17 protein-coding genes, 1 tRNA gene and 1 pseudogene are annotated in these 20,084 nt (G+C 71.6%); 11 read left to right on the top strand and 8 right to left on the bottom strand.

The window, feature by feature from the left end:
* Positions 1 to 63 precede the first annotated feature (63 nt).
* The 6 genes from ACFWRO_RS30885 (at position 64) to ACFWRO_RS30860 (ending at position 7,435) form a co-directional block, all read left to right on the top strand.
* Positions 64 to 816 carry a hypothetical protein gene (locus ACFWRO_RS30885; protein ID WP_384515968.1) on the top strand — a complete coding sequence of 251 codons (753 nt, stop codon included), beginning with the start codon at positions 64 to 66 and terminating at the stop codon, positions 814 to 816.
* A 71-nt stretch (positions 817 to 887) separates the two neighbouring features.
* Positions 888 to 2,243, top strand: a complete 1,356-nt coding sequence (locus tag ACFWRO_RS30880) for an acetyl-CoA carboxylase biotin carboxylase subunit family protein (protein WP_384515965.1) — start codon at positions 888 to 890, stop codon at positions 2,241 to 2,243.
* Positions 2,240 to 3,580, top strand: a complete 1,341-nt coding sequence (locus ACFWRO_RS30875; protein WP_384515962.1) for an acetyl-CoA carboxylase biotin carboxylase subunit family protein — start codon at positions 2,240 to 2,242, stop codon at positions 3,578 to 3,580. The genes ACFWRO_RS30880 and ACFWRO_RS30875 overlap by 4 nt, the downstream gene beginning before the upstream one ends.
* On the top strand, positions 3,577 to 4,884 hold the full coding sequence (locus ACFWRO_RS30870) for an acetyl-CoA carboxylase biotin carboxylase subunit family protein (protein WP_384515959.1): 1,308 nt from the start codon (positions 3,577 to 3,579) through the stop codon (positions 4,882 to 4,884). Before ACFWRO_RS30875 ends, ACFWRO_RS30870 begins: the two co-directional genes overlap by 4 nt.
* Positions 4,881 to 5,780, top strand: coding sequence for an EamA family transporter (locus ACFWRO_RS30865; protein ID WP_384515956.1), 900 nt, complete (start codon positions 4,881 to 4,883; stop codon positions 5,778 to 5,780). The genes ACFWRO_RS30870 and ACFWRO_RS30865 overlap by 4 nt, the downstream gene beginning before the upstream one ends.
* A complete protein-coding gene (locus ACFWRO_RS30860) occupies positions 5,780 to 7,435 on the top strand; it encodes a DUF885 domain-containing protein (protein WP_384515953.1) in 1,656 nt (551 codons plus the stop codon). Before ACFWRO_RS30865 ends, ACFWRO_RS30860 begins: the two co-directional genes overlap by 1 nt.
* Before the next feature lie 4 nt (positions 7,436 to 7,439).
* Here the strand turns inward: ACFWRO_RS30860 and ACFWRO_RS30855 are convergent, their stop codons facing one another.
* A complete protein-coding gene (locus ACFWRO_RS30855) occupies positions 7,440 to 7,901 on the bottom strand; it encodes a winged helix-turn-helix transcriptional regulator (protein WP_384515950.1) in 462 nt (153 codons plus the stop codon).
* 87 nt (positions 7,902 to 7,988) lie between these two features.
* Between ACFWRO_RS30855 and ACFWRO_RS30850 the strand changes: the two genes are divergently transcribed.
* Positions 7,989 to 9,209: an MFS transporter gene (locus tag ACFWRO_RS30850; RefSeq protein ID WP_384515947.1), complete on the top strand. Its 1,221-nt coding sequence runs from the start codon at positions 7,989 to 7,991 to the stop codon at positions 9,207 to 9,209.
* 309 nt (positions 9,210 to 9,518) lie between these two features.
* Entirely contained in the window at positions 9,519 to 11,012 is a 1,494-nt protein-coding gene (locus tag ACFWRO_RS30845) for a cellulose binding domain-containing protein (protein WP_384515944.1), read from the top strand.
* A 286-nt stretch (positions 11,013 to 11,298) separates the two neighbouring features.
* Here the strand turns inward: ACFWRO_RS30845 and ACFWRO_RS30840 are convergent.
* The 5 genes and pseudogenes from ACFWRO_RS30840 to ACFWRO_RS30820 all read right to left on the bottom strand — a co-directional run bounded on the left by ACFWRO_RS30840 (position 11,299) and on the right by ACFWRO_RS30820 (position 14,167).
* Positions 11,299 to 11,371: transfer RNA gene (locus ACFWRO_RS30840), tRNA-His, on the bottom strand.
* Between the two features lie 142 nt (positions 11,372 to 11,513).
* Positions 11,514 to 12,116 carry an oligoribonuclease gene (orn, locus tag ACFWRO_RS30835; protein ID WP_384515941.1) on the bottom strand — a complete coding sequence of 201 codons (603 nt, stop codon included), beginning with the start codon at positions 12,114 to 12,116 and terminating at the stop codon, positions 11,514 to 11,516.
* 126 nt (positions 12,117 to 12,242) lie between these two features.
* Positions 12,243 to 12,641: a helix-turn-helix domain-containing protein gene (locus ACFWRO_RS30830; protein ID WP_384516063.1), complete on the bottom strand. Its 399-nt coding sequence runs from the start codon at positions 12,639 to 12,641 to the stop codon at positions 12,243 to 12,245.
* Positions 12,642 to 12,902: 261 nt separating this feature from the next.
* Positions 12,903 to 13,073: pseudogene (locus ACFWRO_RS30825) on the bottom strand (DJ-1/PfpI family protein); the annotation flags it as partial.
* A gap of 737 nt (positions 13,074 to 13,810) precedes the next feature.
* Positions 13,811 to 14,167, bottom strand: coding sequence for a hypothetical protein (locus ACFWRO_RS30820; RefSeq protein ID WP_384515938.1), 357 nt, complete (start codon positions 14,165 to 14,167; stop codon positions 13,811 to 13,813).
* Between the two features lie 421 nt (positions 14,168 to 14,588).
* Between ACFWRO_RS30820 and ACFWRO_RS30815 the strand changes: the two genes are divergently transcribed.
* Entirely contained in the window at positions 14,589 to 15,110 is a 522-nt protein-coding gene (locus ACFWRO_RS30815; RefSeq protein ID WP_329120266.1) for a universal stress protein, read from the top strand.
* Between the two features lie 174 nt (positions 15,111 to 15,284).
* Positions 15,285 to 15,848 (top strand): GPR1/FUN34/YaaH family transporter, encoded by a 564-nt coding sequence (locus ACFWRO_RS30810; protein WP_384515935.1) that lies wholly within the window; start codon positions 15,285 to 15,287, stop codon positions 15,846 to 15,848.
* Positions 15,849 to 16,055: 207 nt separating this feature from the next.
* Here the strand turns inward: ACFWRO_RS30810 and glmS are convergent, their stop codons facing one another.
* Positions 16,056 to 17,873: a glutamine--fructose-6-phosphate transaminase (isomerizing) gene (gene glmS, locus ACFWRO_RS30805; RefSeq protein ID WP_384515932.1), complete on the bottom strand. Its 1,818-nt coding sequence runs from the start codon at positions 17,871 to 17,873 to the stop codon at positions 16,056 to 16,058.
* A gap of 54 nt (positions 17,874 to 17,927) precedes the next feature.
* Positions 17,928 to 18,203 carry a hypothetical protein gene (locus tag ACFWRO_RS30800; protein ID WP_384515929.1) on the bottom strand — a complete coding sequence of 92 codons (276 nt, stop codon included), beginning with the start codon at positions 18,201 to 18,203 and terminating at the stop codon, positions 17,928 to 17,930.
* Positions 18,204 to 18,430: 227 nt separating this feature from the next.
* Between ACFWRO_RS30800 and ACFWRO_RS30795 the strand changes: the two genes are divergently transcribed.
* The gene (locus ACFWRO_RS30795) at positions 18,431 to 20,053 is read left to right on the top strand and encodes a beta-N-acetylhexosaminidase (RefSeq protein WP_384515926.1); all 1,623 of its coding nucleotides are present in this window, start codon (positions 18,431 to 18,433) and stop codon (positions 20,051 to 20,053) included.
* Positions 20,054 to 20,084 lie beyond the last annotated feature (31 nt).

Below are 20,084 nucleotides of genomic sequence, written 5' to 3'. Positions count from 1 at the left end.
CACCCGAGCGTCCGAGATACCCGACCAACGAGCACCCGACCACCCACGAGAAAAGGTGACACCATGCCGAACCGCGTGACCAACGTCGGCTACGGGAACAGCTCCACGTTCCTCAACGCCGCCGCCTCTGCGGAGCTGCGCGCGAAGATCGACGAGCAGATCGACCAGCAGGTCCTCGAGTGGTACGCCAACGTGCCCGAGGCCGCGCACCTCGAAGGCAAGAACGTCGACTCCGACTACTACAAGCGCCACCTGATCGAGACCGCCTGGCGCATCCGGCTGCTCCGCGTCGCCGAGGCCAAGGCGCTCGTCGAGATAGCCAAGCGCAGCCCGGAGGCGGCCCAGGTGTGGGCCAACTACGAGCAGGAGGAGATGCTCCACGACGAGCTGTTCATCACCGACCTGGCCAAGGTGGGCGTCTCGCGCGAGCAGTTCCTCGCCACCGAGCCGTACCTCTCGACCAAGCTCCTGACCGGCTACTTCTCCTACCTCCTGGACCACGAGGGCCCCCTCGGCGTCGTCGCGTACTCCTACCTCGTCGAGTACGTCAACGTGAAGCTGGAGCCCCGCAAGCTGGAGGCCCTGAAGGGCTCGGTCGGCGAGGGCAGGATCGGCGGCCAGATCAGCCACTCGCACACCGACATCAACGACGACCACCCCGGCGAGGTCTGGGCGGCCGTCCGGCACCTGCTCCACGACGAGGACGACGTCGCCGCGTTCAAGCGGTACCTCAAGGAGCACCAGGCGCTCCTGGCGCAGTACTTCGAGGAGCTCTACCTGGACACCATCGCCAAGGCCGAGAAGCAGCCGGCCTGAGCCCAGTCCTCAGTGGGGCGCGGCGCGACCGCGCCGCGCCCCACCCGCCGGTGAGGAGGCCGGAATTGAGCATGGAAAACGCCAGGGGAGTGCTGCTGCTCAGCCATGTCGGGTTCTCGTTCCTGGAGGACCTCGCCCGCACGGTCACGGCGCGGGGGCTGAAGGTCTACGTGCTCAGCTCACTGCCGGAGCCGCAGCACCAGGGATCAAGGCCCGGGGCGCTCGCGGACCTCGCCGACGACGTCCGGGTGACCGGCGAGCACGTACTGACCCCGCACGACGTCGAGGAGCACCTCGACCGGCTCCGGGCCGCGGGCGCGGACGTGGCCTGCTGTCTCACGGTCTGGGAGGGCTACCGGCACCTGATGGCGCTGGCCAACGCCCGGCTCGGGGTGCCGGACCTGGACGAGAAGCAGGTCCCCGAACTGCGCGACAAACTGGCCCTGCGCAACCGCCTCGCCGACGCCGGCCTCAGCCGCAGCCGGGCGGCCGCGCTCACCCCCGAGACCCTCGCCGCCCGCCGAAGCGACGGCGGCCGGCACTTCGTGAAGCCGGTCAGCGGCATCGCCTCGTTCGGCACGTTCCCGCTCACCCCCGACACGACCTGGGCCGACCTGGAGCGCATCGCCGCCGAGGCCGCCTCCGACACGGTCTACGCGAGCGCCTTCACCGCGCACCAGGACCCCGGCGACCGGGGCATGGAGTTCCTCGTCGAGGACTACGTACCGGGGCGGGAGTTCAGCTTCGAGGTGATCGTCGTCGACGACGAGCCGCACGTGGTGGCCGTGCACGAGAAGTGCGAGGTCACGGAGACGGCCGGCACCGTCCTGGAGAACGCCTGCGTCAGCCCGCCGACGAGCCTGTCGCCGGAGGAGACCGCGGCCGGCCTCCGCTGGGTGTCGAACGTCCTGTTCGTCCTCGGCCTCCGCTGGGGCTGCTTCCACGTAGAGGCGCGGCACGACGCCCTGTCCGGCTGGGACCTGATCGAGGTCAACCCGCGCGTCGGCGGCAGCCTGATCTCGCCCAGCGTGGCAGCCCTCACCGGCGGCCCCGGGCTGCTCGACCTCTGGCTGGACGCCCTGCTCACCGCCGCCGACGGGCAGGCCGCGTTCGCGGAGACCCTGAAGGGGCTGTCGTACGCCTCCGACGGCACCACGCCGAGCGGGAACGCGACGTTCTTCCGCGTCTTCTTCGCCGACCCCGGCACCATCCGCGCGGCCGGACCCGGCGGCGAACTCCCGCTTCAGCCGGTCCTGTCGCAGATCCTCCTCAAGCCCGGCGACGTCGTGGAGTCGTCCTCGCGCGAGGTCTTCCTCGGCCAGGTGCTCTGGAGCATGGACCGCGCCGACCGGGACGCGATCCTCCCCGGGCTGCTGACCGCCTCCGAGCGCGCGATCGAGATCGTGTACGAGACGGAGCACGCATGACGACCGGGCCGATCCTCCTCATCGTCGACTACAACCTGAGCCGCATCGACGAGGTCCGCCACCTGCGGGAGTACGCCCGCGAGCGCCACGGCGCGACGGTGGTCCTCGTCCGCGCCGAGCCCACCGAGGCCGACCACGGCATCGCCGACGAGGTCATCGACCTCGATCCGCTCGGCGACCGCTTCCCCGAGCTCGGCGAGAAGCTGCTCGGCGACCGGCGCGAGCGGATCCGGGCGGGCATCGTCTTCTCCGACAACGCCGTCCACAGCGGCGCCGAACTCCTCCACCGGCTCGGCGTCCCGGTGGACTCGCCGCCCCTCGCCGCCGGCGCCTTCTCCAAGTACCGCTACCGGCTCGACGAGGCCCGCGTCGCCGAGCTGCTCACCGCGCAACGGATCATGGTGCCCGCCTTCGCCGAGATCGCCTCGCTCGACCAGCTGCGGGAGTTCGGGATCGCCCACCCCGAGGGCTTCGTCGTCAAACCGGCGGCCGAGGGCAACAACCGGGGCGTCGTCGTGGTCCGCCCCGGGGACGACCTGACGGCGGCGTTCGCCGAGGTCCTCCCGTACCTGGAGGGCGGGGTCATCTGCGAGGAACTCATCCCGTACGGGCGCGAGTTCTCCTACGACGGGCTCGGCTCGCTCTCGTTCCTGACCGAGAAGGTCAGCGCGCGCGGCCGGTACCCCGTCGAGATCGCCCAGGTGCTGCCAGCAGGTCTGGACGAGCACGAGCGCGCGACCCTGGAGCGGGCCGGCCGGCAGGCCAACTGGCTGGTGGGCCAGTGCGACGGGCCGTTCCACAACGAGATCAAGCTGAGCGACGACGGGTTGCGCGCCGCGATCGTGGAGCCCAACCGGCGACCGGGCGGGATGAAGATCTGGGCCCTGGCCCGCTGGGTGTACGGGATCGACCTGCACCACCGCTGGATCGACACGGCCTTCGGCACGGCCGCCGACGCGGGGCGGCTCGTGCCCGGCTGCGCGGCGGCGACGGTGATGCTCGGCGTCGGCGGCGACCGCTCGTTCGCCCCGGACGACGTCGCGGCCGGCGCGGACCCGTTCGCGGACGCCGTCAGGGTCACCGCCGAACGGTTCGGCCTGGCCGAAGGGGAGCTGACCGTCAGGGAGTTCGCCTGGATGTCGGCCGAGCGGCGCGACCTGCACGCCGTCGCCCGCGACAACGCGGACTTCGCCGCCCAGGGCTGCGTCGTCCTGCGCGGCGACCGGGCCGACATCCGCACCGTCGTCCACGCCCTGCGCGAGGCCTGGTCGGAGGCCCTGGACCGGGCCGTCGCCGTACAGCCCCGCGTGCCCACTCCCGTGAGGAAGGCCCGATGAAGATCCTCATCCTGCACCGCGTGCCCTACTTCAAGATCGAGTACGACCGGGGGATCTCCCACGACCTGCACGACGTCACCTACTTCGGCACCGACACCGCCCTCGCCACCCTGCCGCCCGGACTGCGCTGCGAGCGGGTGAGCCGCCCGGGCGCGCGCCCGGCCTTCGAGGAGGCCAGGGACTGGCTGGCGGAGCGGCCCCGCGCCTTCGACCGGGTCATCTCGATGTCGGAGTACGAACTCCTCGACGCGGCCCGGCTCCGCGAACACCTGGGCGTCCCGGGCGCGCCCGTCGACCAGGTCGCGCTCGCCCGCGACAAGGTCCTGATGAAGCGGGCGGTCGAGGAGGCGGGCCTGCGCGTGCCGCGCTTCCTGCCCCTGCCGAGCTTCCTCCAACTGGGCGGCCGGGCGCCCTGGGACGGCCGTACCGTCCTCAAGCCGCACCGCGGGGCCTCCAGCGAGGACGTGCTCGTCTTCGCCACCCCGCGCGAGGCCGCCGAGGCGGTCACCGAGGGCCGCACCGGCGTCGCCCGGCTCGACGCCCCCGACGCCGGGCGTGAGCTCGCGGACTTCCAGGTCGAGGAGTTCGTCTCCGGGCCGATCCGGCACTTCGACGGACTCGTGCAGGACGGCGAGGTCCTGGCCCTCACCGCGAGCGAATACCTGGGCACCTGCCTTGAGTACGCGCAGGGCCGGCCGATGGGCTCGTTCCAGATCGGCTTCTCCGCGGAGACCCGCGCCTGGGTGTCCCGCGCCCTGGCCGCCGTACGGATCGAGGACGGCACCTTCCACCTGGAGGCGATCGTCCACGACGGGGAGCTCGTCTTCCTGGAGGTCGGCAACCGCGTAGGGGGCGCCGACGTGGTGGCCACCTTCGAACTGGCCACCGGCGTCCACCTGCCCTCCTGCGAGCTGCGCGTCCTGCTCGGCGAGCCCGTCGCCGGGACGCTCCCGGAGCCGGACGCCGACGGGCTCCGGTACGCCTGGTTCGTCCACCCCGGCCACCACCTGGCCGGGCGGGAGTACCGCGGCCTGGAGGGCGCGGGGGCGTTCCGTTCCGGGCCGCGCGTGGTCACGTGGCATGAACTGCCGCCCGGCGCGCCGCTGCCCGACCACATCACCTACCAGGCCGGAGAGACCGTCCTCGCCGGGATCGTCGCGGGCGACACCCCCGAGGAGACCCGCGAGTGGATGGCCGCCCTCTTCGGCTCCCTCTCGGTCGCCACCCGCCCGGCCGCCGCACCCCTGACTCCACCCCTCACCCCACCCCTCACTCCCGAAACTCCCGAACAGGTCCCCGCATGAAGAAGCAGCACATCCTGATCGCGGTGGCCGTCACCGCGATCTGGGGTCTCAACTTCTCGATCATCAAGATCGGGCTCAAGAGCGTCGACCCGCTGATCCTGGCCGGGATCAGGTTCGCGCTCTGCGCGCTGCCGGCCGTCTTCTTCCTGAAGCGGCCGCAGGTGCCGTGGCGCCACCTCATCGGCTACGGCCTGGTGTTCGGCGTCGGCCTGTGGGGCGTGGTGAACCTGGGCATCGAGGCCGGGGTGTCGTCCGGGATCGCCTCCCTGGTCCTGCAGTTCAGCGCGTTCCTGACGATCGTGCTGGGGGCCGTGGTGTTCCGCGAGTCGCTGTCCCGGTTCCAGTACCTGGGGATGGCGGTCGCGCTCGCAGGCCTTTTCTCGATCACGTTCGTCACCGACGGCACGGTGACGATCGCCGGCGTCGCGCTCGTCCTGGTCGGCGCGGTGTCGTGGAGCGTCGCCAACGTGATCCTCAAGAAGGCCAAGCCCAAGGACACGCTTGCGTTCCTGGTGTGGGCGAGCCTGTTCGCGCCGATCCCGCTCTTCCTGCTCGACCTGGTCGTGAACGGCACCGAGGGGTACGTCGCGCTGCCGCAGCAGCTCGGCTGGTCGGCGATCCTGTCCATCCTCTTCCAGGCGTACCCGAACACCCTGCTGGGGTACGCCGTGTGGAACTGGCTGCTCCGCGAGTACCCGGTCTCGACCGTCGCCCCACTCTCCCTGCTGGTGCCGGTCTTCGGCGTCCTCGGCTCGGTGCTGATCTTCGACGAGACGCTGCCCGCGCTCAAGCTGGTGGCCGGGGCGCTGATCGTCGCGGGCCTGGTCATCGGCCTGTACGGCAAGCGGCTGACCGAATCCGGAGTCGCCCGGCTCCCGTCGTCGGTGAGCCGCTGATGAGCGCGCTGAACGAACTCGCGGACCGGTACGTGGACGAGCTGGCCGTCCTCGACCCGTGCCTGGCCGCGGTCATGGGCATCGCCGGGCAGGAGGAGCGGCTGACCGACCACGGCCCGGGCGCCGCGTGGGAGCGGGCGGAACTGGCGCGCCGCACCCTGCGCGCGCTCGACGCCACGCCCACCGCCGGGGACGCGGAGCGGATCGCGGCGGCCGTGCTGCGCGAGCGGCTCGGCACGGAGGTGGCCCTGGCCGACGCCGACGCGTACGGCACGCTCCTCGACACCCTCGACGGGCCGGTCCAGCGGCTGCGCCACGCGGTGGGCCTCCTCGACCAGGGCGCCGACACCGCCGTGGACGCGCTCCTCGCGCGGCTGCGGGCCGTCCCCGAGGCGCTCGCGGGGCTGAGCGAGGGCCTGGACGACGCCCGGCGCCGAGGGCGGGTCGCACCGTACCGGCAGGTCGTACGGAACGCCCGGGAGTGCCGCGACATGCGGCCGTACCTCGTAGGGCTGCCCGCCGGGCACGGCGACGGCGCCCTCCGGAGCGCCCTCGACGAGGCCGCGGCGGCCGCGGACGAGGCGCTGACCGGCTTCGCGGCGTACCTCTCGGAGGAGCTCGCGGCGGTCGCGCCGGAGCGGGAGCCGGTGGACCGGGACCGCTACCTGCTGGGCGTACGGGAGTTCCTCGGCACCCGGCTCGATCTGGAGGAGACCTATGCGTGGGGCTGGGAGGAACTGGCCAGGGTGCGGCGGGAGACGGCCGAGGCCGCGGCGGCCGTCGCGCCCGGCGAGCCGGTGCCGGCGGTGCTTGCGGCGCTCGACCGCGACCCCCGCCACCTGGTGAAGGGCGCGGCGGCGTTCCGCGACCGGCTCCAGGAGCTCGCCGATGGCGCCATCGCCGACCTCGACGGCACGCACTTCGCGATCCCCGCGCCGCTGCGACGGATCGACTGCCGGACCGCCCGCACCGACGGGCCCGCCTCCTACCTCGCGCCCAGCGAGGACCTGTCGCGCCCCGGGACGGTCTGGTGGCCGGTGCCGGCCGACCCGGACGCGCCGATCCCGACCTGGACGGTGCCGAGCACGATGTTCCACGAGGGCGTCCCGGGCCACCATCTCCAGCTGGGCGTGACGACCCTCAACACCGCGGCCCTCAACCGGTTCCAGCGCCTTTCGAGCGAGCTGCACGTGGGGCACTGCGAGGGGTGGGGCCTGTACGCCGAGCGGCTCATGGACGAGCTGGGGTACCTCGCCGACCCGGCGCACCGCCTCGGCATGCTGGCCGGCGGGCAGCAGTTGCGCGCCGCGCGGGTGGTCCTGGACATCGGCCTGCACCTGCGGCTCCCGATCCCGGCCGGTACCGGGTACCACGAGGGCGAGCGGTGGACGCCGCGCCTCGCCCGGGAGTTCCTCGCGGAGCACTGCGGGGTCGGCCCGGCGGGGTTCGTCGCGTTCGAGATCGACCGGTATCTGGGGCGCCCCGGGCAGGCCCTCGCCTACAAGCTGGGCGAGAAGGCGTGGCTGGACGCCCGGGACGCGGCCCGCCGCCGGGACGGGGCCACGTTCGACCTGAAGGGCTTCCACCAACAGGCCCTGGATCTCGGGCCGATGGGCCTGGATCTGCTGCGGGCCGAGCTGACCCGCGTGAACTGAGCTGTTACGGCGTCGTCTTCAGCACGTGCGTGGTGTCCGTGCCGAGGATGGCGCCGTCGGCGTCGGCGGGCACGAACTCCGGTACCGGGATGCCGTGTTGGTCGACCAGGACGGAGTGGGTCTCCCCGGGGTCGAAGGCGTGCCGTTCGCCCCACTGCCGCAGCGTGAGGATGACCGGGAAGAGCGCGCGCCCTGCGTCGGTGAGGACGTACTCCTGGCGCCGGCCCGTCGGCGCGGTGCGCTGGGCGAGGACCCCGTGAGCGGTCAGCTTGCGGAGGCGGTCGGTGAGGATGTTGCGGGCGATTCCGGTCCGTCGCTGGAACTCGGTGAACGACCGGGCCCCGTCCATCGCGTCGCGCACGACGAGCAGGCTCCACCGGTCACCGACGAGGTCGAGCGTGCGGGCGACGGGGCACTCGGGATCGGTCCAGTCGAGGTTCGGGGCGCTCATGGTGGTGCGTGTCATGACACCTCCCATTGGGTTGCGGATTGAAACCATCATGCCGTACCGTCAAAACGGTTGCAATCTGCTACCGATCTCGATGGGAGCGCTATGAACATGTGGCGGCGGTTACTGCTGGCGGTGATCTGCGGTGTCGCGGTGGCGAGCATCTACGCCGCGCAGCCGGTCCTCGAACCGATGGGCCGCGATCTCGGCGTCTCGGCGGAGCTCGCCGGCTGGATCGTCGCGACCAGCCAGTTCGGCTACCTCGCGGGGCTCCTGCTGCTCGTGCCGCTCGGCGACGTGGTCGACCGGCGCCGGCTCATCGCCGTCCACCTGGCCGTCACCGCCGTGGGCCTGGCCCTGACGGCCGTGGCGTCGGCCGCGTGGCTGGCGTTCGTGGGGCTCGCGACGGCCGGGTTGTTCGCGGTCGTCGTGCAGACCACGGTGGCGTACGCCGCCTCCGTCTCGCCCCTCGCCGAACGGGGACGGAACATCGGCGTCGTCACCTCGGGCGTCGTGGTCGGCATCCTGGGCGCCCGGGTCGTCACCGGCGCGCTCGCCGAGCTGTGGGGCTGGCGGAGCGTCTACGCGGTCCTCGCGGTGCTCTCCCTCGCCCTCGCGGCCCTCGTCCTCGTCGCCCTGCCGTCGGAGGAGCGCGTCCAGCCGCCGGTGGCGTACCGGCAGGTCGTGGCCTCACTGGGCGGACTGTTCACGGAGCGCGTCGTCCTGACGCGCGGGCTCATCGCCTTTTTCCTGTTCGCCTCGTTCGGAACCCTGTGGAGCGGTCTCTCGCTGCCGCTCGCGGACGCGCCGTGGGAGCTGAGCGAGAGCCAGATCGGACTGTTCGGCATCGCCGGCCTGGCCGGCGCGCTCGGCGCGGCCCGCGCGGGCCGGTGGGCGGACGCGGGCCGGGCGGTCCCGGTCACCGGGTTCGCTTTCGCCCTGCTCCTCGTCTCCTGGGCGGCGATCGCCCAGCTGCCGTGGTCGCTGTGGCTGCTCATCGTCGGGATCGTCGTGCTCGACTTCGCCGTCCAGGCCGTGCACGTGAGCAACCAGCACCTGCTGACCGCCACGCATCCGGACCGCGTCAGCAGCGTCATCGGCGGCTACATGGTCTTCTACTCGCTCGGCTCCGCCCTCGGTGCGGCCGCGACCACCGCGCTCTTCACCTCGTACGGCTGGACGGGCTCCAGCCTCCTCGGGGCCGGGTTCGCGCTCTGCGGCCTCGTCGTCTGGGCGGCGAGCAGGGGCGTGGCCCGAGAGGCGGCGCACGTCCCGACGGGCGTGGAGGAGGTACGGGAGGAGCCCCAGGGCGCCAAGGCCCTCTGAGCGCCTCCCGCGCCCCGCAGGGCGTCGCACAGTGGGCTGCGGCCCGGTTCCCGGTGTTCATCCCCCGTCGCCGGGAGCCGGACCCGAGCCCACTGTGCGACGCCTTTCCGCGTGCCCCCACCTGTGCGACGCCCTCCCGCGCGGGCCGTCGCGGCCCCGAACCTTTCCTCGTCCCGATGCCTCCCTTAAGCGGACCCTAAGAATCCCAACCCCCGTCCACTCGTGGGTGTTTGTCCGATTCCCTGTCGCTAGCGTGCTGCCGCACCCGAGTTCCACCCCCACCCCCGGCACACAGAGGCAGGCACCGCGATGAGCACCACCAGTTCGCACCGGCGCAGGACGAGCGGCAGGACGAAGGTCATCGGCGCGGTCGTCGCGGCGGCGGTGGTCGGCGGCGCGGCCTTCGCCCTCACCGGCACCGCGCAGGCCGCCGCCGTGGGCGCGGCTTACACCCGGACCAGCTCCTGGACCGGCGGCTACACCGGCCAGTACGTCGTCACCAACGAGACCTCCAGCGTCCAGTCGGGGGGCTGGACGCTGGAGTTCGACCTGCCCGCAGGGACGACGATCGGCTCCCTCTGGAACGGCGAGCACACCGTCTCCGGCCGGCACGTCACGGTGAAGCCCGCGAGCTGGAACAAGGCCCTTGCCCCCGGCCAGTCCGTCACCGTCGGCTTCGTGACCTCGGCGGCGGGGGAGGCGGGCGACCCCGCCAACTGCCTCATCAACAAGGCCTCCTGCTCCGTCGGCGGCGCCACCCCGACCCCGAGCGGCCGCCCGACCACGCCGCCCACCGCCACCGCGAGCCCCTCCGCCCCGGCGACCCCCACCGCGAAGCCGTCGACCAGCACCCCGCCGGCCCCGACGACCACGGCTCCCACCCCCACCCCGACCGGGACTCCGGCGGCAGGGGCCGCGAAGTTCGCCCCGTACGTCGACACCTCCCTCTACCCGGCGTACGACCTGCTCGCGACCGCCGACGCCACCGGGGTCAAGGAGTTCAACCTCGCCTTCATCACCTCCGGCGGCTCCTGCGCCCCGCTGTGGGGCGGCGTGACCGACCTGGCGAACGACAAGGTGGCCGCCAAGATCGGCGCCCTGCGGGCCAAGGGCGGCGACGTCCGCGTCTCCTTCGGCGGCGCCGCCGGTCACGAACTGGCCCTGAACTGCGCGAACTCCGCCGACCTCGCGGCCGCCTACGGCAAGGTCGTCGACCGGTACAAGCTCACCAAGGTCGACTTCGACATCGAGGGCGCCGCCCTGCCGGACACGGCCGCCAACACCCGCCGCTCCCAGGCGATCGCCCAGCTCCAGAAGTCCCACCCCGGCCTGAACGTCTCCTTCACCCTGCCCGTCATGCCCGAGGGCCTGACCCAGCCGGGCGTGGACCTGCTCGCCGACGCCAAGCGCAACGGCGTCCGCGTCGACGCCGTCAACATCATGGCGATGGACTACGGACCGGCCTACAGCGCCGACATGGGTACGTACGCCATCCAGGCCGCGACCGCCACCCAGGCCCAGATCAAGGGCGTCCTCGGCCTCTCCGACGCCGCCGCCTGGAAGGCCGTCGCCGTGACCCCGATGATCGGCGTCAACGACGTGACGACCGAGATCTTCAAGGTCGACGACGCCACCCAGCTGGTCGACTTCGCGAAGTCCAAGGGCATCGGCTGGCTCTCGATGTGGTCCTCGACCCGCGACAAGCAGTGCGCGGCCGGCGCGGTCAACTACGCGGACGCCACCTGCTCCTCGATCCTCCAGCAGCCCCTGGCCTTCACCAGGGCCTTCGCCGCCTACAAGTAACCAGCCCCCGGACCCCCCTGTCCCCCCACCACGCGCGCCCCGGCCCGAGCCCTACCCTCCGGCCGGGGCGCGCCCCATGCCCCTCCGAAACGCGCGGCTCACCCCTTCACCGCACCCCGCGATCACCGACTGGTTGAGAAGGCGAAACCGGCCGGGGCATGGTGACCGTCGTCACGCTGGGCACCGACCCCGCCCCGCACTCCGGGGGCGCTGCGCGTGCTCACCCGAAGGGCCCCGGAAAACGACCGAGGCCCCGGTTCTTTCGAACCGGGGCCTCGATCTTCAGGGTGAGTGACGGGACTCGAACCCGCGGCATCCTGGACCACAACCAGGTGCTCTACCAGCTGAGCTACACCCACCATGACCGGCGGTTTCCCGAGGGATTCCCCGACCGGCCGAGAAGAAGTCTACAGGGTCCGGGAGGGTGCTCGCGCCCGCATTCGACCCGGGGGCGTCAGGGGTGCGTCAGGGGCGCGAGCAGGGCATCCAGGGGGGTGTGGGCTACTCGGGGGGCAGGACGTGGCGGGCCGCGATCTGCTTCGCCGTGTCCGAGTCGGGTCCCGGCTGCGGGACGAAGACCGCCTCGCGGTAGTAGCGCAGCTCGGCGATGGACTCGCGGATGTCGGCGAGCGCGCGGTGGTTGCCGCTCTTCTCCGGGCTGTTGAAGTACGCCCTCGGGTACCAGCGGCGGGCCAGCTCCTTGACCGAGGAGACATCGACGATCCGGTAGTGCAGATGGCTCTCCAGGGCCGGCATGTCCCGCGAGAGGAAGCCCCGGTCGGTGGAGACCGAGTTCCCGCACAGCGGCGCCTTGCCGGGCTCCTTGACGTGCTCGCGCACGTAGGCGAGGACCTGCGCCTCGGCGTCGGCGAGGGTCGTGCCCTCGGCCAGGGCGTCGAGGAGGCCGGAGGACGTGTGCATCTGGCGCACGATCTCGGGCATGGTCTCCAGCGCCGCTTCCGGCGGCCGGATGACGATGTCCACGCCGTCGCCGAGCACGTTCAGTTCCGAGTCGGTGACCAGTGCGGCCACCTCGATGAGTGCGTCGTCCGTCAACGAGAGCCCGGTCATCTCGCAGTCGATCCACACCATGCGATCGTTCATGCGTCCTACCTTAGGGGGTTGCCCCGGCTTCGGACCCGCACGCCGACGGGCGCCCGGGAGAGGTCTCCCCGGGCGCCCGCCGGTTTTTCTCGGTACGCGGCTTGTGGCACGCGGTCTGGTCGGCCCCTAGGGGGCGCTGCGCTGGCCCGGGAGGGCCGGTCGCCCGGAGGCGTACGCGTCGGACTGCGGCTTCCCCTGGTCCAGCGGCCCGCCGGGCCGCCGGCCGACCGGCATGCCGCCCTGCGACGGCACCAGCGGGTCGAGGACCGTGACGGTCTCGGCCTGCGGGCGCCTGGCCCGGTAGGCCGCGCGGTACGCGGCCGGCGAGGAGCCGAGCTGGCGGCGGAAGTGCCCGCGCAGCGCGACCGGCGACCGGAAGCCGCAGCGTCCCGCGACCTCGTCGACCGAGTAGTCGGAGGTCTCGAGCAGCCGCTGCGCCTGGAGCACCCGCTGGGTGATCAGCCACTGGAGCGGGGCGGACCCCGTCAGTGAGCGGAAGCGCCGGTCGAACGTACGCCGTGACATGTACGCACGGGCCGCGAGCGTCTCCACGTCGAACTGCTCGTGGAGGTGCTCAAGAGCCCAGGCGACGACCTCGGCGAGCGGGTCGGCGCCGATCTCCTCAGGTAAAGACCTGTCGAGGTAGCGCTCCTGACCGCCGCTGCGCCGCGGCGGGACGACCAGTCGGCGCGCGAGCGCGCCGGCGGCCTCCGCGCCGTGGTCGGTCCGCACGATGTGCAGACACAGATCGATTCCGGCCGCGGTGCCGGCCGATGTCAGTACGTCCCCGTCGTCGACGAAGAGCTCCCGCGGGTCCACATGGACCGACGGATAGCGCTTCGCGAGCGTCGGCGCGTACATCCAGTGTGTGGTGGCCGGGCGGCCGTCGAGCAGCCCGGCGGCGGCGAGCACGAACGCGCCGGTGCACAGCCCGACGATCCGCGCCCCCCTCTTCGTGTGCTCGGCGCAGCGCTTCGAGTGCCTCCGGCGGTGGCGGCGAGGTGATCGACCGCCAGGCCGGTACGACGACGGTTCCGGCGCGACTGATCGCGTCCAGGCCGTACGGCGCGGTCAGTTCGAGGCCCCCTGTGGTCCGCAGCGGGCCTTCCTCACCGGCGCACACGAGCAGCCGGTAACGCGGTACTCCGGCGTCCTGCCGGTCGATTCCGAACACGGAGAGCGGGATGGAGCTCTCGAAGATGGGGCCGCCACTGAACAGCAGCACCGCGACTACTTCGCGGCGGCGGCGCCCGGACAGCTTCCGTGCGGCCTCCGATACTGCGGAGTCCTGGCTCATGACGCTAAGCCCCCCTCGGTGTTCGCGTCTCCCTGGTCCTGTCGCTCCTGCACGATTCCCCTCGGTTTTGCACGAGACCCCAGTCTTCGATACCCATGATCGAATCTACTGCGTTCCGTGGCGCCGGCGTGACAAGTTCTCCATCCGGCACATTGTCGACAAGGCAACTTGGCGCGAAGCATTCGATCACGAAGCGTTCCACCCGTGGGCCGCGCAGGGAAGTGCGCGTGGCTCGCATGGCCCGTCCCCGTAGGGTGCGGAGGCCCGGCGTAAGCCTTTCCGGCCTGGTGGCACGGGGGTTGAGGGGTCATTCCGCCAAGGACTCGCCGACATCTGGAACTTGGCTGAAAACATATGGGTGCGGGCGTGCGAATACGTCAACTTCGCGGGTGACGCGTCATCCGTGACGGTGGTTTCGGCCGCCGTGCGAGCGACGTGCGCGGGGTCCCGCCGCCTCGGCCCGCAGACCCCGCTCCGCGCGGCGCAGCAGCACCCGGCAGACCGCCGTCACGGCCGCGAGCCCGAGCGCCGTTCCGGCGGCCCCGCCGAGCGAGGTGCCGTAGACCACGAGGACGACCGGGACGAGGACGCAGCAGAACGCCGCCCACCGGACGACATCGTCCGCCGACTCCGCGGGGGCGGCCGACGCGGCCGACGCGGCGGGCGCGGGGCGGCCGGCGGGGTGGCCGCCCGGGAGGCGGTCGAGGGGAAGGTCGTCGGGGCGGGCGGTGGCGGCGGCCGTTGGTGCGGGCACGGGCGGGGCTCCCTGCGGCGGTGACTGGACCTGTGGCAACGAGAAGCGGAACGTTCCGGTCACTGCCCCGGGCCTCCGTTTGGCCCCCGTGCGGAACCCCCGTACGGAACCCCGGAGCGACCCTCGGAGGGACGCCGGCGCGGCACCGGAGGGACAGCTGTAGGGGACAGGCGGCATTGCCATAACGGGACGGGCTCGTGCATGCTCCCTGGAACGCCGTGCGAGCGCTGAGTGCGGGCCCTGGACGGCTCTGGGCAGGAGAGGAGTGTCGCCGTACCCTTGGGGGTATGGGCTTGGGAAGATGATTCCCGGACACTGCTCCGCCGCCGACCGCTGCTCCGTACGGCGTAGACGTAGGCGTATACGTATACGACGTTCTCCCGTTTCCCTTCCCACGAGGATCTTGTTCGCCGAGACACCGATGGCCGGTCACGAATTCCCCGAACCCGCGGACCGCAAGCGCGTCGCCGATTCCACGGTCGACCCCCTCGCGGTCGAACAGCCACGTCACTCCTGCGATCCCGCGTTCCGACACGGAGTGGTCGTCGGTTTCGACGGCTCGACCTCCAGTGAGCGAGCCCTCGCGTACGCCATCGGCATGGCCAAACGGTCCGGCTCCGGCCTGATCATCGTGCATGTCGCCAACCGGCTTCCCACCACCGTCTGGGCGGGCTGCGAGCCGCCGGTCTTCGTCGATGTCCCCGACCACCGCACCGAGGTGCTCGGTCTGGAGCTCGCCTGCGCGGACTATCTGGCCGAGGTGCCCTGGATCCTCGTCGAGCGCGGCGGCGACATCTGCCACGAGCTGGAGGAGGTCGGCCGGGAGTACTCCGCCGACGCGATCGTGGTCGGCTCGACGCACGGGATCGTCGGCCGGATCTTCGGCTCGGTGGCCGGCCGGCTCGCCAAGCGCGCGCAGCGGCCCGTGATCGTCATCCCCTGAGTCCCGCTGAGGCCCCCTGAGTTCCGCTTCACCTTCTCGACGCTTCGTCAACTCCCTTGGTACGGCGATAATTTCTGGCCACGAGAGGTGATTTGTGTGCTTGTGAAGGGTACTTAAATGTCACCGGAACAAGCAGCTCACGCAGCACACCTGCCCACTTGAAGGGAGCCCGCCGTGGACAAAGACGTCGCCGCGGGAAACACGACCTCCACTCTCGGCCACCTCGCGCTCGGACTGACCCTGCTGGCCTTCGGCATCGGCAGCACCGGCGTTATCGACAACGTCGCGGCGTCGGACGCCGCATCCCTCGCCACCTGGGTCGGCGGGGTGGCGCTCTTCCTCGTCGGCCTGCTCGCCCTGCGCGCCGGCAACGGCGGTGAGGGCACGGCCTATTCGGCGCTCGGCGCGTTCTGGTTCACCTGGGGGACCGGAGTCGGCGACGGCGGTTCGGGCGAGGCCACCGGTCTCTTCCTGCTGCTGTGGGCGCTCCTGGCGCTCACGCTGACCATGGCGGCCGCGGGCAGCGGTCTGTTCGGACAGGGTGTCTACGGGCTGCTGTTCGTCGCGCTACTGCTGCTCGGCATCGGCGCGCTCGCCGACAACGGCGGTCTGGCGAAGGCGGGCGGCTGGGTCGCCGCGCTCGCGGGCCTCGCGGCCTGGTACGGCGCGACGGCGGCGGTGGCCCACTGGCCCACCTCGCTGAGCCGCTCGGGCCGCAGCGCGGCCGCGGCGAGCTGACAGCAAGGGCAAGGCGGCAAGAGGCAAGGCAGCAAGAGGCAAGGCAGCAAGGCACCACGAAACAAGCGGTCCCCGCGCACAGTGTGCGCGGGGACCGCTCTGTGTGTCCGGCCGGGCGTCCGCCCTTCCGGGGACAGGTCCGGAATGCGGGCGGACGGGCTTTCCCGGCCGTGGTCGAGAGCTCCGGGTGACAGGCCCGGAACGCTGCTACTCGACCGTGACGGACTTGGCCAGGTTGCGCGGCTTGTCGATGTCGCGGCCCATGGCGAGCGCCGTGTGGTAGGCGAGGAGCTGGAGCGGGATGCCCATCAGGATCGGGTCCAGCTCGTCCTCGTTCTTCGGCACGACGATGGTGTGGTCGGCCTTCGCCTGCGGCTGGTGCGCGACCGCGAGGATGCGGCCGCTGCGGGCCTTGATCTCCTCCAGGGCGGCGCGGTTCTTCTCCAGCAGGTCGTCGTCGGGGACGATGGCGACCGTCGGCAGGGCCGGCTCGATGAGCGCGAGCGGGCCGTGCTTCAGCTCGGAGGCCGGGTACGCCTCCGCGTGGATGTACGAGATCTCCTTGAGCTTCAGGGAGGCCTCCAGGGCGACGGGATAGCCCCGCACGCGGCCGATGAACATCATCGACTGGGCGCCCGCGTACTCCGCGGCGATCTTCTTGATCTCTTCCTCGGTCTCGAGGATCTCGCTGATCTGGCCGGGCAGCTTGCGCAGACCCTCGATGATCCGCTTGCCGTCGGTGACCGACAGGTCGCGGATGCGGCCGAGGTGCAGGGCGATCAGCGCGAAGGCGGTCACCGTGTTGGTGAAGCACTTGGTGGAGACGACACAGACCTCGGGGCCCGCGTGCACGTACACGCCGCCGTCGGCCTCGCGGGCGATCGCCGAGCCGACCACGTTGACGACGCCGATGACGCGGGCGCCCTTGCGCTTCAGCTCCTGCACGGCGGCGAGCACGTCGTACGTCTCACCGGACTGGGAGACGGCGATGTACAGGGTGTCGGGGTCCACGACCGGGTTGCGGTAGCGGAACTCCGAGGCCGGCTCGGCGTCGGCGGGGATACGGGCCATGGACTCGATGAGCCCGGCGCCGATGAGACCGGCGTGGTACGAGGTGCCGCAGCCGAGGATCTTGATCCGGCGGATCGAGCGGGCCTCGCGGGCGTCCAGGTTCAGGCCGCCCAGGTGGACGGTGGAGAACCGGTCGTCGATCCGGCCGCGCAGCACGCGGTCGACCGCGTCGGGCTGCTCGGAGATCTCCTTGTGCATGTACGTGTCGTGGCCGCCCATGTCGTAGGAGGCGGCCTCCCACTCCACGGTCTCCGGGGTGGCCGTCGTGGTGGCGCCCGAGGTCGTGTACGTACGGAAGTCGTCGGCCTTGAGGGTGGCCATCTCGCCGTCGTCGAGGGTGACGACCTGGCGGGTGTGGGCGATCAGGGCGGCGACGTCGGAGGCGACGAACATCTCCTTCTCGCCGATGCCGAGGACGACCGGGGAGCCGTTGCGGGCCACCACGATGCGGTCGTTGAAGTCGGCGTGCATGACGGCGATGCCGTAGGTGCCCTCGATGACCTTGAGCGCCTCGCGGACCTTCTCCTCCAGGGTGGTGGCCTGGGAGCGCGCGATGAGGTGCGTGATGACCTCGGTGTCGGTCTCGGACGCGAAGACGACGCCGTCGGCCTCCAGCTTGGCGCGGAGCTCCTGGGCGTTGTCGACGATGCCGTTGTGGACGATCGCGACCTTGTTCTCGGGGTCCATGTGCGGGTGCGAGTTGATGTCGCTCGGCGCGCCGTGGGTGGCCCAGCGGGTGTGGGCGATGCCGGTGGTGCCGGTGAAGCGCTTGGGGACCCGGGCCTCCAGGTCACGGACCCGGCCCTTGGCCTTGACCATCTTCAGGCCGGTGGCCTTCGGGCTGGTGATGACGATGCCGGCGGAGTCGTACCCCCGGTACTCCAGCCGCTGCAGGCCTTCCAGCAGCAGCGGGGCGACGTCGCGCTTTCCGATGTAACCGACGATTCCGCACATAAAGGTGTTAACCCTCCAGGTTGGTGTGTGTGCCCGGCCGTGACCCGGTCGGGGTCACCCGTAGACGATGCGGCGCAGCTGCCGGAGCGAGAGTTCCGGTGGCGCCACGGCGCGGTGCGGCAGCTCGGCCGCTATGCGCTCGAAGATCTCGGCGTTCACCGAGCCACCGGACTGCAGCTCGCGGTGGCGGCGGCGGACGAAGTCCTCGGTCGACTCGTCGAAGTACGCCAGCACGTCGAGCACCACCCGGGTGGCCTCCCCGCGCTGGAGCGCGGTGCTGCGCACCAGGTGGTCGATGAGGTCGTCATGTGACGGGCGGCGATCGAGCACCTGAGAATACTGAGGGGTCACCCCCGTTCTTCGCAAGAATCCTGCCCGAATTCGGGCAGGCGACTTCATGATCGCCGCTGTGAGGGCGAAATTGGTCTACACCTTGACCGCGGAAGTGGTCCACGGTACGCATGGTGACTGTTCGGATACGCATATCCACAGCCGCGAAGCCCGACGAAGTTGATCGACGTTCATTGACCTTCATTGACGTTCATCGAAAGGGACCCATGTCTGTGAGACAGCGCAGAACGCTTCCCCGCCTGCTCGGCGCCGCACTGCTCCTGGCGGCGGCCGGCATCTCCTGCGTCGGAGCCGCCCCCCTCTCCCACTCCGCCGCCGACTCCACGACCCGCCCGCTCGGCCAGGTCGTCCCCGTCCCGGCCTCCGTGACCCCGGCCGGACAGCCGTACACGCTCACCTCCGCCACCCGCATCCGGATCGACGAGGACTCCCGCGACTCCCGCGCCGTCGCCGACTACCTCGCCGGCATCCTGCGCCCGTCCACCGGCCTCTCCCTCCGCGTCGTCGACCAGGACGAGGCGCGCGGTGGCATCCGGCTCCGCCTCAGCGGTACGGAGAAGTCCCTCGGCGACGAGGGCTACCGGCTCCAGTCGGGCCGCGACGGCGTCACCCTCACGGCGCACCGGCCCACCGGCCTCTTCCGCGGCGTCCAGACCCTGCGCCAGCAGCTCCCGGCGGCCGTCGAGAAGAGGACCAGGCAGCCCGGGCCCTGGAAGGTCGCCGGCGGCACCATCACCGACACCCCGCGCTACGCCTACCGCGGCGCGATGCTCGACGTCTCCCGGCACTTCTTCACCGTCGAGCAGGTCAAGCGGTACATCGACCAGCTCGCCCTCTACAAGATCAACAAGCTGCACCTGCACCTCTCCGACGACCAGGGCTGGCGCATCGCCATCGACTCCTGGCCCCGGCTCGCCACCTACGGCGGCTCCACCCAGGTCGGCGGCGGCCCCGGCGGCCACTACACCAAGGCCGACTACAAGGAGATCGTCCGCTACGCCGCCTCCCGCCACCAGGAGGTCGTCCCCGAAATCGACCTGCCGGGCCACACCAACGCGGCCCTCGCCTCGTACGCCGAGCTGAACTGCGACGGCGTCGCCCCGCCGCTCTACACCGGCACCGCCGTCGGCTTCAGCTCCCTGTGCGTGCCGAAGGACATCACGTACGACTTCGTGGACGACGTCATCCGCGAGCTCGCCGCGCTCACCCCCGGCAAGTACCTCCACATCGGCGGCGACGAGGCGCACTCCACGACCCACGAGGACTACGTGGCCTTCATGGAGAAGGTCCAGCCGATCGTCGCCAAGTACGGCAAGACCGTCGTCGGCTGGCACCAGCTCACCGGGGCCGTGCCCGCCAAGGGCGCCCTCGCCCAGTACTGGGGCCTCGACCGGACCAGCCCGGCGGAGAAGGAGCAGGTCGCGGCCGCCGCGCGGAACGGCACCGGGCTGATCCTCTCGCCCGCCGACCGGGTCTACCTCGACATGAAGTACACCAAGGACACCAAGCTGGGCCTCGCCTGGGCCGGCTACGTCGAGGTCCAGCGCTCCTACGACTGGAACCCGGCCGCCTACCTCCCCGGCGCGCCCGCCGAGGCCGTCAAGGGCGTCGAGGCGCCGCTGTGGACGGAGACCATCTCCGAGAACGCGCACATCGACCAGATGGCCTTCCCGCGCCTGCCGGGCGTCGCCGAACTGGGCTGGTCCCCGGCGGCCACGCACGACTGGGAGGCGTACAAGACGCGGCTGGCCGCGCAGGGGCCGCGGTTCGAGGCCCTCGGGATCGACTACTACCGGTCGCCGCAGGTGCCTTGGCCTGCGGCGCGATGACATAGGGACGGGCGCCCCCGGAGGACCGTAC

Origin of the sequence: Streptomyces sp. NPDC058579 (genome assembly GCF_042718575.1) — a bacterium.
Classification (GTDB): domain Bacteria; phylum Actinomycetota; class Actinomycetes; order Streptomycetales; family Streptomycetaceae; genus Streptomyces.
Note: the sequence above shows the minus strand (reverse complement) of the source record. Positions and strands in the feature narration are given on the sequence as shown.

Excerpts from the sequence above, each read along its gene's own strand:
- ACFWRO_RS30830 (WP_384516063.1), bottom strand. The coding sequence starts at position 12,641 with ATGTCACGGCGTACGTTCGACCGGCGCTTCCGCTCACTGACGGGGTCC.
- ACFWRO_RS30855 (WP_384515950.1), bottom strand. The coding sequence starts at position 7,901 with ATGACACGCACCACCATGAGCGCCCCGAACCTCGACTGGACCGATCCC.
- ACFWRO_RS30865 (WP_384515956.1), top strand. The coding sequence starts at position 4,881 with ATGAAGAAGCAGCACATCCTGATCGCGGTGGCCGTCACCGCGATCTGG.
- ACFWRO_RS30795 (WP_384515926.1), top strand. The coding sequence starts at position 18,431 with ATGTCTGTGAGACAGCGCAGAACGCTTCCCCGCCTGCTCGGCGCCGCA.
- ACFWRO_RS30875 (WP_384515962.1), top strand. The coding sequence starts at position 2,240 with ATGACGACCGGGCCGATCCTCCTCATCGTCGACTACAACCTGAGCCGC.
- ACFWRO_RS30860 (WP_384515953.1), top strand. The coding sequence starts at position 5,780 with ATGAGCGCGCTGAACGAACTCGCGGACCGGTACGTGGACGAGCTGGCC.
- ACFWRO_RS30850 (WP_384515947.1), top strand. The coding sequence starts at position 7,989 with ATGAACATGTGGCGGCGGTTACTGCTGGCGGTGATCTGCGGTGTCGCG.
- ACFWRO_RS30845 (WP_384515944.1), top strand. The coding sequence starts at position 9,519 with ATGAGCACCACCAGTTCGCACCGGCGCAGGACGAGCGGCAGGACGAAG.
- orn (WP_384515941.1), bottom strand. The coding sequence starts at position 12,116 with ATGAACGATCGCATGGTGTGGATCGACTGCGAGATGACCGGGCTCTCG.
- glmS (WP_384515932.1), bottom strand. The coding sequence starts at position 17,873 with ATGTGCGGAATCGTCGGTTACATCGGAAAGCGCGACGTCGCCCCGCTG.
- ACFWRO_RS30815 (WP_329120266.1), top strand. The coding sequence starts at position 14,589 with ATGGCCGGTCACGAATTCCCCGAACCCGCGGACCGCAAGCGCGTCGCC.
- ACFWRO_RS30880 (WP_384515965.1), top strand. The coding sequence starts at position 888 with ATGGAAAACGCCAGGGGAGTGCTGCTGCTCAGCCATGTCGGGTTCTCG.
- ACFWRO_RS30870 (WP_384515959.1), top strand. The coding sequence starts at position 3,577 with ATGAAGATCCTCATCCTGCACCGCGTGCCCTACTTCAAGATCGAGTAC.
- ACFWRO_RS30885 (WP_384515968.1), top strand. The coding sequence starts at position 64 with ATGCCGAACCGCGTGACCAACGTCGGCTACGGGAACAGCTCCACGTTC.